11 protein-coding genes are annotated in these 15,257 nt (G+C 71.9%); 5 read left to right on the top strand and 6 right to left on the bottom strand.

All coding sequences use genetic code 11. The features are described from left to right. Nucleotides 1-37: 37 nt before the first annotated feature. From AB5J49_RS10125 to AB5J49_RS10145, 5 genes are all read right to left on the bottom strand, one after another. On the bottom strand, nucleotides 38-2,290 hold the full coding sequence (locus AB5J49_RS10125; RefSeq protein ID WP_369168215.1) for a molybdopterin-dependent oxidoreductase: 2,253 nt from the start codon (nucleotides 2,288-2,290) through the stop codon (nucleotides 38-40). A gap of 452 nt (nucleotides 2,291-2,742) precedes the next feature. After that, complete coding sequence (locus tag AB5J49_RS10130) at nucleotides 2,743-7,326, bottom strand: NB-ARC domain-containing protein (protein ID WP_369168216.1); 4,584 nt, start codon at nucleotides 7,324-7,326, stop codon at nucleotides 2,743-2,745. Further along, nucleotides 7,323-7,712, bottom strand: coding sequence for a hypothetical protein (locus tag AB5J49_RS10135; RefSeq protein ID WP_369168217.1), 390 nt, complete (start codon nucleotides 7,710-7,712; stop codon nucleotides 7,323-7,325). Before AB5J49_RS10135 ends, AB5J49_RS10130 begins: the two co-directional genes overlap by 4 nt. 140 nt (nucleotides 7,713-7,852) lie before the next feature. Further along, complete coding sequence (locus AB5J49_RS10140; RefSeq protein WP_369168218.1) at nucleotides 7,853-8,467, bottom strand: TetR family transcriptional regulator; 615 nt, start codon at nucleotides 8,465-8,467, stop codon at nucleotides 7,853-7,855. Continuing rightward, nucleotides 8,464-9,135 carry a hypothetical protein gene (locus AB5J49_RS10145; RefSeq protein WP_369168219.1) on the bottom strand — a complete coding sequence of 224 codons (672 nt, stop codon included), beginning with the start codon at nucleotides 9,133-9,135 and terminating at the stop codon, nucleotides 8,464-8,466. Before AB5J49_RS10145 ends, AB5J49_RS10140 begins: the two co-directional genes overlap by 4 nt. A gap of 160 nt (nucleotides 9,136-9,295) precedes the next feature. Here AB5J49_RS10145 and hmgA point away from each other — a divergent pair, with 160 nt between their 5' ends. The 3 genes from hmgA (at nucleotide 9,296) to AB5J49_RS10160 (ending at nucleotide 12,608) form a co-directional block, all read left to right on the top strand. Continuing rightward, nucleotides 9,296-10,609, top strand: coding sequence for a homogentisate 1,2-dioxygenase (gene hmgA / locus AB5J49_RS10150; protein ID WP_369168220.1), 1,314 nt, complete (start codon nucleotides 9,296-9,298; stop codon nucleotides 10,607-10,609). An 80-nt stretch (nucleotides 10,610-10,689) separates the two neighbouring features. Next, nucleotides 10,690-11,439, top strand: a complete 750-nt coding sequence (locus AB5J49_RS10155; RefSeq protein ID WP_369168221.1) for a GntR family transcriptional regulator — start codon at nucleotides 10,690-10,692, stop codon at nucleotides 11,437-11,439. A gap of 26 nt (nucleotides 11,440-11,465) precedes the next feature. Continuing rightward, the gene (locus AB5J49_RS10160) at nucleotides 11,466-12,608 is read left to right on the top strand and encodes a type ISP restriction/modification enzyme (protein ID WP_369168222.1); all 1,143 of its coding nucleotides are present in this window, start codon (nucleotides 11,466-11,468) and stop codon (nucleotides 12,606-12,608) included. On the opposite strand, the gene AB5J49_RS10165 is transcribed toward AB5J49_RS10160, so the two are convergent. After that, nucleotides 12,605-13,321, bottom strand: a complete 717-nt coding sequence (locus AB5J49_RS10165; protein WP_369168223.1) for a TetR/AcrR family transcriptional regulator — start codon at nucleotides 13,319-13,321, stop codon at nucleotides 12,605-12,607. The two genes, AB5J49_RS10160 and AB5J49_RS10165, sit on opposite strands and share 4 nt — an antisense overlap. A 63-nt stretch (nucleotides 13,322-13,384) precedes the next feature. On the opposite strand from AB5J49_RS10165, the gene AB5J49_RS10170 reads away from it, so the two are divergent. Both AB5J49_RS10170 and AB5J49_RS10175 read left to right on the top strand, forming a co-directional pair. Then, nucleotides 13,385-14,338, top strand: coding sequence for an ATP-binding cassette domain-containing protein (locus AB5J49_RS10170; protein WP_369168224.1), 954 nt, complete (start codon nucleotides 13,385-13,387; stop codon nucleotides 14,336-14,338). Then, nucleotides 14,335-15,117 (top strand): ABC transporter permease, encoded by a 783-nt coding sequence (locus tag AB5J49_RS10175; RefSeq protein WP_369168225.1) that lies wholly within the window; start codon nucleotides 14,335-14,337, stop codon nucleotides 15,115-15,117. Before AB5J49_RS10170 ends, AB5J49_RS10175 begins: the two co-directional genes overlap by 4 nt. The last annotated feature ends 140 nt before the right edge of the window (nucleotides 15,118-15,257 follow it).

Consider the following 15,257-nt stretch of genomic DNA (forward strand, 5'->3'; position numbering starts at 1 on the left):
CGAGCAATAAGCGCAAAACTCCAGGTCAGAGCTTTGCTCAGGTCAGAGCCGTGATCTTTTCGGCCACCGGGACCACTTCGACCGGCACCCCGTTGAGCACCGCGTTGCCCGACAGCGGGTCGAGCAGGCTGCCGTCGAGGAGCTGGTTGACGTTGACGCCGGGGGCGGCGGCGGCGTGGCTGAGGCGGGTACCGGGACGGTCGTGGCCCCAGCCGTGCGGCAGGCTCACCACGCCGGGGCGCACGCCGTCGGTGACCTCGGCGGGGGCGGTCACCTCTCCCCCGGCACCCTTGAGGCGTACGGCCGCCCCGTCGCGTACGCCGAGCCGCTCGGCGTCCTCGGGGTGGATGTGCAGGGTGCAGCGGTTGGTGCCGCCGGTGAGGGCGGGCACGTTGTGCATCCAGCTGTTGTTGGAGCGCAGATGGCGGCGGCCCACGAGGACGAGCCCGTCGGGCCGGTCCCGCAGCGCCTCACGGAGGCGGGGCAGATCGTCGGCGATGGGCCCCGGCAGCAGCTCGACCTTGCCGCTGGCGGTCTTCAGCGGCTGCGGCAGCCGGGACCGGAGCGGCCCGAGGTCGATGCCGTGCGGGTGGTCCAGCAGCTTCTGCAGGGTCAGGCCGTCGGGGCGGGCGCCGAAGCCGTCGCCGTACGGGCCGAGGCGCAGCATCATGTCGAGGCGCCGCTCGGGGCCGTTGACGCCGTCGAGCAGGCCGGCGAGCTCGTGGGGGTCACGCCCGTGGACGGGCGAGTGGGCTTCCTTGACGGCCTTGCCGAGGGTCTGGCCGATGACCAGGTCGTCGACCGCGGACGGATCGGCGCCGTGCATGCCGGTGGCGGCGAGGATCAGCCGGGCCAGAATCTCGGTCTCGGCCATGCGGCCCGGCTCCAGCGGCACGGCGGGGCGGGTGTAGCGGACCTGGTTGCGGACAGCCAGGGTGTTGAAGGCGAAGTCGTGGTGCGGGCTCTGCGAGGGCGGGGGCGGTGGCAGCACGACGTGGGCGTGGCGCGAGGTCTCGTTCAGGTACGGGTCGACGCTGACCATGAAGTCGAGGGAGCCGAGGGCCTTGTCGAGGCGGTCGCCGTCGGGGGCCGACAGGACGGGGTTGGCGGCGACGGCGACGAGCGCCCGGATCGGCTCGCCCTCCTCGGTGGCGGTGTCGATCTCCTCGGCGAGCGCGGAGAGCGGCAGTTCCCCCTTCGCCTCGGGGTGCCGCCCGACCCGGGAGCGCCAGCGCCCGAGCGCGAAGCCGTGGCCGGGCCCCGCGGGGCGCGGCGTCCTGTCGGTGGCCGCCTGTGGGAAGAGGGCGCCGCCGGGGCTGTCGAGGTTGCCGGTGAGGATGTTCAGCACGTCGACCAGCCAGCTGGCCAGGGTGCCGTGCGGGACGGTGCAGCTGCCGATGCGGCCGTAGACGGCGGCGGTGGGGGCGGCGGCGAGTTCGCGGGCGAGGGTGCGGATCGTGCCGGCGTCCACGTCACAGGCGTCGGCGACGGCTTCGGGGGTGAAGTCCCGTACGGCGTCCCGGAGTTCGTCGATCCCCTGGAGGTGTGGGGTCAGCTCTCGCGGATCGGCGAGGCCTTCCTCGAAGAGCGCGTACGCCATCGCGGCGAGCAGCAGCGCGTCCGTGCCGGGCCGGATCGCGATGTGCCGGTCGGCGAGTTTCGCGGTGCGGGTGCGGCGCGGGTCGATGACGGTGAGGGTGCCGCCGCGGGCCTTGAGCGCCTTCAGCTTGCCGGGGAAGTCGGGGGCGGTGCACAGGCTGCCGTTGGACTCCAGGGGATTGGCGCCGATCAGGAGCAGATGGTCGGTGTGGTCCAGGTCCGGCACGGGGATCGCGTTGGCGTCGCCGTAGAGCAGGCCGCTGGAGACGTGTTTGGGCATCTGGTCGACCGTGGACGCGGTGAAGAGGCTGCGGGTGCGCAGGCCGGCGAGCAGCACCGTCGGGTAGAGGGCGCCGGCCATGGTGTGCACGTTGGGGTTGCCGAGCACGATGCCGACCGCGTTCGGGCCGTACCGCTCGACGACGGGGCGGATACCGGCGGCGACCGCGTCGAAGGCCTCCTCCCAGGTGGCCTCGCGCAGCTCGCCGTCCTTGCGCACGAGCGGGGTGCGCAGCCGGTCGGGGTCGCCGTCGACGGCCCCGAAGGAGGCGCCCTTGGGGCAGATGAACCCCTTGCTGAACACGTCGTCGCGGTCACCGCGGGCGCCGGTGACGTTCGTCCCCTCGATGGTGAGTGTGAGGCCGCAGGTGGCCTCACACAGGGGGCAGATGCGCAGTGCGGTGCGGGACACGGGTCCTCCCGGTGGGTGGCGTCGACGATGACGCACGGACGTGGGGTCGAGGATACCGACCGGTAGGCATGGAGGGGAGCCCCCTCAGGGGGTGAGGTCGCGAATTCGCCGGCCCGCCGGCCCCGGCGTCGGCTTCACCCGGGTTCCTCGCCGGAGGTGCGGAAGGCGGTGATCTGGTCGCGGGTGATGAGGAGGAAGGGGCGGTAGCGGTTGTCCTCGGGGAGGTCGGAGGGGCGACCGTCGAGGAGGATGAGCAGGGCGTCGAGGAAGGCGCGGGTCTCGGGGTCGTCGTCGCGGTGGGTGTCGCGCGCTTCACGGAGCCGGGTCTGCTCGTCGGCGAAGGTTTCCGGGGCGAGTGTGCAGGCGCTGAAGACGCCGAAGGCAAAGCCGAGGATCTCGGTGCCGGTGAGACTTCCCGGCCAGGTGAGATCGCCTCGTAAAAGCCCGACGCTCTACACCGTGCGGGCGAGGACGTGCCCGTAGGTGTGCCCTGGCGGCAGCTGGGGCGAGCCACCGCGGACCAGGGTGAGCAGGGCGTTCAGCAGATCGGCCTCGTCCTCGAGAGGGAGCTGGTCGCGGGCGCGCAGATCGGCCGCCGTGCGTTCCAGCACGCGTTCCATGCGAGGAGCATCCGTGCTCAGGAAAGTGGCGGCCGCCACGACAGAGCCAATGAGGGAGGGCAGTGCACTGACGAAGCGGCCGCGTCCGGAGAGCGTGTCCCGGAACGCCCGCGTATGGCTTTCCTCGTCGAGACTGAGGGCCGCCAGCTCAGTGTCGAGCGGCATCGAGAGCCGGAACCCGATCCGTTCGGTCATCTCCCGCACTGGACCGGCGTACGGGCCGGCGTCGTCGATCCGGAAGGGCTGCTGGTCGACGATGCTGATCAGCGCCGCGCAGAGTTCGACCTCCAGGTGGCGGGCCTCGCGGCGGTACTCCCGGCGGAGCCTGCGCAGGTGGTCCTGCCAGCGGGCCTGCTCCAGCACCCTCAGGTTCAGTGCGCTCATGCCGTCGGCCATGGCCTCCGGGCCGTTCTCCATCGCCGCGGACATGGTCTCGGCGGTGAAGTCGACGACCTCCTTGACCTGCCGCCCCGTCTCCTCGACCAGGTCCCGCAGCTCACCGGGGGTGAGAATGCCGCCGGCCGCCCGGATCCGCGCGTACGCGGCGCGATCGGAACGGACCCGCGCCACCGCCGCGGCGTAGGGATGGCCTTGTGGCAGTGCGGCCTGCGCGGTGGGTCCGGACGGAGTCAACTCGGCGATGAGCGCGTCCGCGAGAGCGGCCTCGGTCTCCCAGCCCGGTCCTCGCTCCCCGAGAGCGCGCCGGTAGGCGGACAGTTCCGCGCCGAGCGGGGCACGCGTCTCCGGGGCCGACGTCAGGGCCCCTACCGTCGCTTCCACCAGGCGCCGGACCTCCGCCTCGGGCAGGAGGTCGTCCGCGGGCGGGGTCGGCTCCTGCGTCCGGGCGAGATCCCTCGCCATCTCCACGACCCGGCCGTAGTAGATCTCGGTGTCGACGGGTCGGCCGTCGAGCAGGGCGGCCAGCGCGTGATGGAGGTCGGCCTCGTCGAATCGGCCACCGCGCCGCGCGTCGCGGGCCATGTCCGTCAGCCCTCGGATCGCTCTGTCCCGGGCCTTCGGGCTGCGCGTCATGGCGGTCACCGTCAGCACGACGAGCGCGTCGGCCATGGTGGCCGGCAGGGGGACCATGATCTGCCGTCCGTCGGCGACGGCCGCCGCCGCCGCGTCGAGCAGTTCGCGGTAGGGGCCGCTGTAGGGCGCCGCGGGCGGCTCTCCGCCGACCAGGGCGATCAGCTCGTCGGCGAACGCGGTTTCGTCGTCGGCTCCGTGCCGTACGGCCTCCAGCCGCACCTCGCCGAGTTCGTCCAGGAGCGGCGCACCGGCCTCCGGGACGGCGACGCGCGCGGCGACAGCCCGCTCCACCAGGTCCTCGGCGGGGAGCCGTATGTGGTCGCTGAGCTTGTTGAGGACGCCCACGAGGCAGGGTGCGTACGGGTTGCTCTCCGGGAGGGAGGCGCAGCGCCCCGCCAGGACTCCCAGGAGCGCGTCCAGGTACCGCTCCTCGGCCACGTCCCCCCACAGTCGGGCGTCGCGCCGGGCTTGACGCAGCGCGGTCGCCCACTCGTCGTGACGGTCCGGGGCGGACAGCACCACGGCGAGTGTGTTGGTCGCGAAGAGTGCGGCTTTTTCCGGCGGATAGAGCAGCTTGTCGAAGGAACGGCGATGGTCGATCACCGGCAGGAACTCCACGAACCGTCCGGTGCGGGGCCGCGGGCCGGTCCCCGCGAGTGCGCGGACGAACTCCACCGCCTCGGCGAAGCGCGCGCCGTGAGCGGCCAGCCGGTCGGCGAACGCGTCGAGTGCCTGGGACCAGCCGGCGGGTGGGGCCAGCGTGCCGGTGATGAGATGGTGCAGGACGTCGTCGGGCAGCTCCTGAAGAGGTCCCGACTCCTTCTGCAGGTCCGAGCGCTGACGGAACTGTTCGACGTGGGCGAGCTTGGCGACGTCCTCGACCTGCGCCCCGAACCGGGCGGGGGCGACGCCGTCGGCGGTGGCGTCCTCGTTGAGGAAGCGCATGGACACCCCCGGGACCAGCGGGAGAGCCTCGGCGAAGCAGTCCAGCGCGGCGCGGTGATCGCCCGCGTACAGGTGGGCCTCCCCCAGGTTGCGCCAGGCGGTGGCCACCGCGGCGGCCGGGCCGGTGGCGGTGAGCAGGGAGATCGCCTCCGGCAGCCGTTCGCGCGCCTCGGACATCCGGTCCGCGTTGGCGAGCGCGGACGCGAGCAACAGCAGCGCCATGCCCTCCCGGTCACGCCGGGCCTGATCGCGAAACTGAGTGACGGCCTCGCCGAGCAGGGCGATCGCCTTCTCGCGCTCGCCGAGCGTGTCGTGGAGGCGGCCCCTGCGCAGCACCACCTCGGTGGTCGGCCGGCCCGCCCGCTGCAACGCCTCCTCCGCCTGGTCCAGCAGGGCGGCGGCCCGCTCCCGCTCCGCGAACGGCCGGTGGCCGAAGGCCTGCCAGTCGGCCATCAGCAGCACGGCCCGAGCGAGTCCCGAGGGGTCGCCGAGGTCCTCGTACAGTTCGATGGCCAGGTCCGTGTACCGGCATGCGGAGTCGGGGTCGGAGTGCATGAGCAGCGCGCCCAGCTCCTCCTGGATACGCGCCATCCCCGAGGTGTCACCGGTCTGCTCGGCGATTTCGAGAGCCTCGCGCAAAAGGCGCGTGGCACTGATCGCGTCTGAGCGGAAGGCACGTTCCTGGCCCAGTTCGGCGAGGAGCAGCGCGGTGTGCCCGAGGTCGAGCCGGGAACGGCTCACCTCCAGCCCGCGCTCCAGCCATTCGGGGTGCGCCAGTTCCCGCCGGGTGCGCAGCAGCACGCGGGTGCGCAACGCGAGGTCGAGGGCGTCCTGGTCGGGGAGGTCGAAGCCGCCGACCTCCTCGACATGGGGGATGTACGGGTCGAGATCGCCCCAGCCGTGCGGCGGCAGAGCGGTGAATCCGTCGGCGACTCCCAGGACGAACCGCGTATAGCGCTCACGCACGCCTTCCGGTTCCGAGGAGGACACCAGCAGTGCCCGGGCGTACGCCCTGAGCAGCTGGTGCTGCTGGTACCACCCCTCCTGCGGGGCGACGGTCAGCAGGGCACGGTGTCTGAGCCGGTCCAGCCCCGGCCTCGGGTCGTCGTCGTCCCAGACGGCGCGGCACAGCGCACGGTCGAAATCAACGCCGTAGGCGAACACTCCAAGGGCCCGGAAGCGGGCCTGGTCCTCCGGACGCAGGCGGGCGTAGCTGAGGGACAGCACGGTTTCCAGGCTGTCCTCACGGCTCTCCCCCAGTTCCAGCCTGATCCGGCGAAAAGGGCTCCCCGCGGGGATACCTCCGCGCAGTTCGGCGATCAGGTCGACGATCTCCGTCGCGGGCCGCTCCTGCAACTGCACCTGTCCGGCGGCCAGTTCGAGGGCGAGGGGATGAAACCCGACGACTTCCGCCAAGTCCCTCAGATGGTGCTCCGCGAGATCCGGTTCGCCGGCCAGCAGGTTGCGCAGCATCCGCACCGCATCGGCCGGCTCCAGCGGCCGCACCTCCAGCCGGGTGCTGCGCAGTTGGGCGACGACCAACTGCGAGCGCGTGGTGATCAGGTGGGCGGCGCCCGCGGGGGCGGCGCGCTGCAGCAGGCGGGCGACCTGGGTCGACTCGCCTTCCCAGACGTCGTCGAGGACGACCAGGACCGGCCCCGGGCAGTGCTCGGCGACCAGTCGGGTCAGTGCGGAGCGGACCCGGTCGACGAGAACTTCCGGCGGTCCGTCGTCGGCGTCGAAGTCGGGATCGGCGTGCCGGGCCCAGGCCAACAGGTGGGTGACCGCCGAGGGGGCCGGGCCGAGCGAGGCCCACAGCACCGCGCCGAACTCGGGCTCCGTGGCGGCCTTCAACGCCAGCGCGGTCTTGCCGATCCCACCCATGCCCTGCAGGCCGGTGACCGCGACGCTGCCCCCTGCGCGCAGGACTTCCCGGATCCGGGCGAGTTCGCGTTCCCGGCCGACGAAGTGCGGCGGCGGGTTGGGCGCTGCCGGACGCGTCCAGGCCGGCGGCCGGTTCTGGGTGAGGATCAGATCACCGGCGACGTACTGGGCACCGCCGATGATGACGTTCACACCCTCGACATGCCCGCTGACGTCGATGCCGCCGAGCAGTCCGAGCCGCAGGCAGTCTTCCCGGAAGTGCTCCAGCAGCAGGTCGAGTTGGTGCCGGAGCGCCTCATCGGTCCGCGCGGACCGGCTCAGCGACGCCGCCAGAAGGAGTGGGGCGACGTCCCGCAGCGCGGCGGCCGCTGTGGTCAGCGGGCCCCGGCCGCAGACCTGTTCCAGCAGGTCCGGCCGCTCGCGTGCCCCCCAGAGCAGGGCCCCGGAGACGATTCCGTAGGGAACGCTCAGGGTGGGGTCCTCGCCGAGGAGGCGAGCGAAGAGCCGGAAGTCGCGGGAGAAACCGGTCCGCCACCCGGCGTAGGCGTCGCTCACCCGAATCTCGTGATCGCCTCGGCCACTTGAGTGGCGAGGGCGACGATGCCCGGGCCGATCTCGGCAAGCCGTGCGGCGGCGCGCGTGAGGGCCTCGCCGCGGAGCCGCAGGCGGCCCTGCTCCGGGCTGTCGCCCTCGGTCTCCCGGACGGCGTCCTCGGCGGCGAGGACCACCTCGTCGACCTCGGCCGCGTGCTCCGCCGGTACTCTGCTCAGCTCGGCCGTGAGCTGATCGATCAACTGCTGCAGCCGCTCCCGCTCGTCCGCGGGCCCGGGCCCTGCCCCCACCGTGATGGACAGGTTCCCATGGACCTCCTGGGTCCCCCCGATGACAACGTTCTGCCCCTGCACCGACCCGCCGATGGAGACGGGGTTGTCTGCACCCATGCCCCAGAGAGTCGCATAAGCAGACGGTTCATACCATCGGAAAACCGTAATCCGCGGCCGCCGACGGGTGAACCGTCAGGATGCGCAAATTGGACGCGTTGATCCGCCCGGACTGCAGGCTCGCCCCGGTGGACCCCGCGTCAGTCCAGCACCCGCGCCAGATACGCCCGCAGCAGCTCCCGCGCCTCGCCGATGATCCGCTCGTCGCCCTCGGGTGCCACCCGGAAGGCGAGGTGGACCAGGGTGTCGGCGGTCTCGACGGCGACGAGGAAGATGCGGCGCAGGTCTTCGTCCGGTTCGCGGTCGAGGTAGCCGGAGAGCAGGTCGGTGAGGCGGTCGGCGACGCGGTGGTTGGGTTCGTTGCGGGTGCCGACCGGGATCTGGTTGCCGAAGTCGACGAGGGAGAAACCGGGCGCGGTGCGCTTCATGGCGAGGTACTCGTCGAGCACGGCGTCCATGGCCGCCCGCCAGCCTCCGCCGCCGGTCTCCTTGAGGCGCTCGGTGACGCGGGCGGTGTAGCGCTCGAGGTTGCGCTGGGCGAGGGCGTCGGCCATCTGGCGTTTGTTGCCGAAGAACCGGTAGACCGAGCCGATGGGAACGCCCGCGCGCTGGGCGACGGCCCGCGTGCTCAGGTCGTCGTAGCCGACCTCGTCGAGGAGGTCGGCGCAGGCGTCGAGGATCCTGGTGAGCCGTTCGGCGCTGCGCCGCTGCACGGGCGCCCGGCGAAGCGTTTCTGGGTGGGGCACGGTCCTCATGATGCCTTTCCGCCTCGGTCCGGTGAACCTCGACCCCCTGTACGGAGGCGGGTGCCCGGCGCACTCAGTGCCGCGGTGGACGGGTCCGGCGTCGACGTCGGCGTCACGGTCGCCTCCGCCTCCGCCTCCGATGCCGTGATGTCGGCCGCACTCTCGACAGGGGCGCCGCTCACCGCCCACACCGTGCCGTCGTCGGCGTACAGGCGGACGGTGACCTTGTGCGTGCCGCGCGGGACAAGGCCGGCCGCGAGGCGGTACCCAGGAGTGCGGAGCCTGGTGACGAGGCGGCCGTCCACGAAGAGGTACGCGAGCCCGCGGCCGGCCACCGCCTGCGCCTTCGCACCGGGGGGCGAGAAGCGGAAGCCGCGGAGGGTCAGCCGTACGCCCCAGCCTCCCCCACTCCCGGTTTCGCTCGAGCGGGAGGTGCCCCCACCGCCGCTGTCCGGGTCCGGCTGCACCTCGATGTCGACCTCCGGCGCGCTGCCCTCGTCGACCTCGCGGTAGTGCCGCCCGTCGCCGTCGATGTCGTCGAGGACCTTGCCCACCGGGGAGGGCGACGCGCCGCTCTCCGTCCGCCCTCGGGCATCACTGGAGCCGCAGCCCGCGGATCCGGTCACCAGCAGGACACAGACCGCGAGCGCGGCGAGCAGCCTCCGCGTCCACGACATGCCGGGAGACTAGAACACCGGTCCGGCAGCCGGATCCCCCTGAAGTCTGGTCGGCGTCCGGTTCTCGTCGTACCTCCGAAGGAGGATCAGCGAATGTCTTGCGCTCACGAAACCGCAATCCTACGGTGAAGCATAGGAATCAGATCTCAAAGGAGCGATCATGGGCGGGGACGCGCGGAAGACCGCGGAAGGGCTGACCTACCTCTCCGGTTTCGGCAACGAGCACAGCTCGCAGGCAGTGCCCGGCGCCCTCCCGGAGGGCCGCAACTCACCCCAGCGCGCCCCGCTGGGCCTCTACGCCGAGCAGCTGAGCGGTTCGGCGTTCACCGAGCCGAGGGCCCACAACCGCCGCTCATGGCTGTACCGCATCCGCCCGTCGGCCGCCCACCCGGCGTTCACCCGCACCGACAACGGCGCGATCCGTACGGCCCCCTTCACGCAGTCCGTGCCGGACCCGAACCGTCTGCGCTGGAACCCCCTGCCCGAGCCCGCACCCGGGACCGACTTCCTGGCCGGCCTGTGGACCGTCGGCGGCAACGGCGACGCGACCCAGCGCACCGGGATGGCCGTGCACCTGTATCACGCCAACTCCTCGATGGACCGCGTCTTCAGCGACGCCGACGGCGAGTTGCTGATCGTGCCGGAGCGCGGCGGGCTGCTGCTGCACACGGAGTTCGGGCTGCTGCATGTGGAGCCGGGACATGTGGCGCTGGTTCCCCGTGGGGTGCGCTTCCGTGTGGAGCTGCTGGATGCCTCTGCGCGCGGTTATGTGTGCGAGAACTATGGCGCCCCCTTCCACCTCCCCGACCTCGGCCCGATCGGCGCCAACGGCCTCGCGAACGCCCGGGACTTCATGGCGCCGGTCGCCGCGTACGAGGACGTCGAGGGGCCGGTGGAGGTGGTGAACAAGTTCTGCGGCAACCTCTGGACGGCCACCTACGACCACTCACCGCTCGACGTGGTCGCCTGGCACGGCAACCATGTGCCGTACATCTATGACCTGCGCCGTTTCAATGTGATCGGCACCATCTCCTACGACCACCCCGACCCTTCGATCTTCACGGTGCTGACGTCCCCGTCCGACACCCCCGGCCTGGCCGGCGTCGACTTCGTGGTCTTCGCGCCGCGCTGGCTGGTGGGCGAGGACACCTTCCGCCCGCCGTACTTCCACCGGAACGTGATGAGCGAGTACATGGGCCTCATCGAGGGCGCCTACGACGCGAAGGCAGAAGGCTTCGTGCCCGGCGGCGGCTCGCTGCACAACATGATGTCGGCGCACGGCCCGGACCGGGAGACGTTCGACAAGGCGAGCGCCGCCGAGCTGAAGCCGCACAAGGTCGACGACGGCCTCGCGTTCATGTTCGAGACCCGGTGGCCGGTGACGCTCACCCCGCACGCGGCCCGCGCCGAGCACCTGCAACAGCGCTACGACGACGTCTGGCAGGGCCTGGAGCGGCACTTCCGCTCGATTTGACGGCCGTTCGCCTCCAGGGCGCTCTCAGCCCACGGCTCACTCGGTTGCAGTAAGGATCCCCGACCGGTACGGATGGCCCCGTGACCTCCTTCGCCCCGGACTCGATCGTCCTGAACCGCAAGCTGCCGCTCTGGTACCAGGTGTCGCAGTCGCTGCGCGCCTCGATACTGGGCCGCCGGCCGCAGGACCCGCTGCGGCTGCCCACCGAGGAGCAGTTGGCGGAGCACTACGGCGTGAGCGTGCTGACCATGCGGCAGGCACTGAAGGAGCTGGAGGACGAGGGCCTGATCACCCGCCACCGCAGACGCGGCACCTTCATCGAGCCGGACGTCCGCCGGGGCACCCCCGTGCGGCTGCTCGGCTCGGTGGACGCGATCGTGGCCCAGCAGTCCGGCATGGCGACCGAGCTGCTGGACCACGGCACCGCGCCGGTGCCGGCCGAAGTCGCCGAGTACTTCCCCGACGTCGACGAGGTGGCGACGTACCACCGCCTGCGCAGCGACGAGAAGACCGGCGAGCCGACCAACCACGCCCGCAACTACGTCCGCCCCGAACTGGCCGCGCGCATCGACCTGGAGGACCTCGCCCGCTGGCCGATGACCAAGGTGTTGCGGGACGTCGTCGGGGCGGACATCAGCCGCATCACGGACACGGTCGAGGCCCGCCTGGCGGACCCGGAGACGGCCCGGCTGCTCCAAGTCCCGCTGCTGAGCCCGATCCTGCACTACACGGGCGTGACGTACGACACGGACGGCCGGGTGCTGGACGCGGCGGTCATCCACTATCGAGGGGACCGCTTCTCCTTCTCGGTGACCCTCGACGCCACCTGACCCGCGTGTCGTCGACAGGTCGTACGATGCCCAGCGTGACGCACGACGACGCTCCGCTGCTGGCGGACCTCATGCCGTGGTCCGTCGCACCGCCGCGGCTCGGCCGGGGGTGGCCGGCGGGCCCCGACGCGGCGTCCCTGAAGGCCCGCTGGGACGCCTTCGTGAAGGCCGAGGGCCCGGACCGGGAAGCCCTGCTCCAACCGACGCGTTCGCGCACCCTGCACTCGGCGGTCGGCCGGCTGCCGGGCCAGTCCGCCGGCACGGAGAAGCTGATCCGCGCGACGGGCCCGTGCGCCGAGCCGGTGCGCGTGCTGTACGCCCCGTTCGACGAGCAGTGGCTGATCCCCGACCACCGCCTGATCGACGCGGCCCGCCCCGAGCTGTGGCGGGTGGCGGACGAGCAGCAGGTCTTCGTCCTGGAGACGCCCGGCTCCCCCTTGCTGGCGACCTCGCTGCTCCCGCTGCTCCGCCCGGGCCGCGTCCACCCCCTGTACCGCCGCCCAGGCGGCGAGGAACCCAATCTGGCCCCGGGCCTGCTGCACCACCTGACGTCCCGGCTCGGCCACTCCCCCACCGCGGCGGACGTCCTGGCCTGGATCCTGGCCGCCGCCCGCCCCGACCTCACCGTCCCTCTCACGCAGGACCCCGAACTCTGGTCGCGCGGCGTCGAGTTGGGCCACCGCCTGCTGTGGCTGATGCGCCGCGACGGCGACCGCCCCAAGCTGCCGGGAGGCCGCCGCCCGTACGTCCGAGCTCCCCTTCCCGCCCGCCCGCTCACCCTGCACTACGACCGCGACGAGGAGACCCTCCACCTCGACGAGGGCCGCATCTCCCCCGTGCCACCGGAAGCCTGGGACTTCGAGGTGAGTGGCGTGCGGATCCTGGAACAGTGGTTCACGGCCCGCACCGGCGAACCGGAACCGGGCACGTTGGCGGCGATCCGGCCGACGACCTGGCCACAGGCCTGGACGTCGGAGCTGCTGGAGCTGATCACGGTGCTGGCGCTGCTGGCGGAACTCCAGCCACTCGGCCCCGAGTTGACGTCCCCCATCACGGCAACCGACCTTCACAGGGCCGATGTCCTGCCGGTCCCGGAGTCGGCCCGCAGGCCGGCGTCGGTGCTGGACGGGCACGAAGAGGGACCCGAGGGTCAACTCACGCTGATCTAACGCAGGTCGGGGTCGAAGGCGTCCAGCACCCGTTCGAGCGCCCGTCTGAACACCGCCTCCAGATCGATCGGCCCGCTGTCCGCCATGAAGGCCGCGGCCAGCCGCGGATACTTGCCGGTGGCGACCTGGCTGCCGAGGTAGGCGATGCGGACCGCGTTCTCATCCTCCTCGGACCAGGGCATGGCACGGGTGCGCTCGGCGGTGGCGATCTCGTTCGCGGTGTACGTCGTCACGACACCGTTGAGCAGTGCGACCAGCTCCATCTTCACGCTGTACGGCACGTCGAGCGGTTCGAGACAGGCCAGGCAGTGCTCCAGGTAGCGCAGGGTGTTGGGGCTGAAGCCGTACACCCCTGACATCAGCCGCGGCACCCAGGTGTGCCGGTGCATGAGCCCGCGGGTCTCCTGCGCGTTGCGGATCATGTCGGCACGCCAGTCGCCCGAGGGCTCCCGGATGTCGTGCTCGGCACCCACCGCGTCGATCATCAGCTCGTACAGGTCCTCCTTACGGGGGACGTAGTTGTACAGCGACATCGTGCCGCAGCCCAGCTCGGCCGCGACATGCCGCATCGACACGGCATCCAGCCCGCCGGTGTCGGCGATCCGCACCGCCGCGGCCGCGATGTCCGCACGCGTGAACGCGGGCCTGGGACCACGCCCGGTCCGCTCGGGGCGCGCCCAGATCACTTGCGGCTCGGCCGCCTTGCCCGCCATCGATCATCACCTCGCACACCATCCTAGTTACGTACACCGTACGTAGTGCGCTATGGTCGAGCCATGACTTCTACGTACGCTGTACTTAGTGAAGGTCTGGAGAGGCGATTCGGTGAGGTACACGCCCTGCGCGGACTGGACCTCGCGGTCGCGCAGGGGACGATCTGCGGGGTCCTCGGACCGAACGGCGCGGGCAAGACCACGGCCGTACGCCTGCTGACGACGCTGCTCCGTCCGGACGCGGGCTCGGCGCGCATCGCCGGTCACGACCTGGTGCGGGAGGCGGCAGCCGTGCGGCACCGGATCGGCGTCACCGGGCAGTACGCGTCGGTCGACGGGGACCTCACCGGCCGCCAGAACCTCCAGCTGTTCGCCCGGCTGCACCGGGTGCGCGGGCCGGCCGGGCGGGCCGGCGAGCTCCTGGACCGCTTCGGGCTGACCGAGGCCGCCGACCGGCAGGTGTCCACCTACTCGGGCGGGATGCGGCGCCGCCTGGACCTGGCGGCGAGTCTCGTCCGGCGCCCGGACGTCCTCTTCCTCGACGAACCGACGACCGGCCTCGACCCCGCCAGCCGCAACCAGATCTGGGACGCGGTGCGCGCACTGACGGCCGACGGCACGACCGTGCTGCTCACCACGCAGTACCTGGAGGAGGCCGACCGGCTCGCCGACGACATCGCCCTCGTGGACCACGGCCGGGTCGCACACACGGGCTCACCGGCCCAGTTCAAGGCGCTGATCGGCGCGCATGTCGAGGTCGTCGTCACCGACCCCGAGGTCATGGCGAAGGCGGCGGCCGTACTGGATCAACTCACCGGCGCCGAGCCGTCGTTCGACCACGAGCGGCGTGCCGTCGCCGCGGTCACCCGGGACAGCACGCTCACGCTCCCCCGCCTGGTGCGCGAACTCGACACGGCGGGCGTGCCGTTGCTCGACGCGAGCCTCAAACCACCGACCCTCGACGACGTGTTCCTGCGCCTCACCCAGGAAGTCCGAGAAGAGGAGCGTGCGGCATGAGCACCCTGGCGTACGACGGCGGCGCGATGCTGGGCCGGCAGCTGCGGCGAATCCGGAACAACCCGGGGCTGCTGATCCTGACCCAGACCATGCCGATCACCATGCTGCTGTTCTTCGGCTATGTCTTCGGCAGCGCGCTGGCGATGCCCGGCGCGCAGTACCGGTCCTTCCTGGTGCCCGGCCTGCTGGTGGCGACCGCGGCCAACGGGCTCATGACCGGCATGTTCCAGGCCGCCCAGGACACGCACCGCGGCGTGATGGACCGCTTCCGGACGCTGCCGATGAGCCGGGCCGCCGTGCCGCTGGGGCAGGCGGCCGCGGATCTCCTCGTGACGGCCGCCGGGACCGTGCCGTTCCTGCTGGTCGGGCTCGCGGTGGGCTGGCGGATCGAGGGGTCGGCACTCGAAGCCACGGGCGCGGTGGCGCTGTTGCTGCTGTTCCGGTTCGCGATGTCGTGGGTCGGGATATTCCTCGGGCTGCTCACCCGGAACGAGGAGGCCGCCGGCCAGCTGGGTGGGGCGACCTTCGTGCTGCCGCTGCTGTCCAACGCCTACATTCCGACCGAGGGTCTGCCGGGCTGGCTGCGCACGGTCGCCGAGTGGAACCCGATCAGCGCGGTCACAACGGCCCTGCGGGACCTCTTCGGGAACGCACCCGTGCCGGAGGGTGCCGCCTGGCCGGTCGCTCATCCCGTCGCCGGGTCGCTCGCCTGGTGCGCTGTACTGATCGCGGTGTTCGCGCCGCTCGCCGTGCGCAGGTACGCACACGGCGAGCGGTGACGATGAAGCCGGAAGACTGACTGGGGGTTGGGGGGTTATGCCCGCGCTCGGCCCGCACGTCGGGCCCCGCCACGCGCCGTGGGGATGACGGACGGCGGCAACGCAGTACGGCGGCGGGGCGGCGGGGCATGTCGAGCGCG

Origin of the sequence: Streptomyces sp. R28, from assembly GCF_041052385.1 — a bacterium.
Classification (GTDB): domain Bacteria; phylum Actinomycetota; class Actinomycetes; order Streptomycetales; family Streptomycetaceae; genus Streptomyces.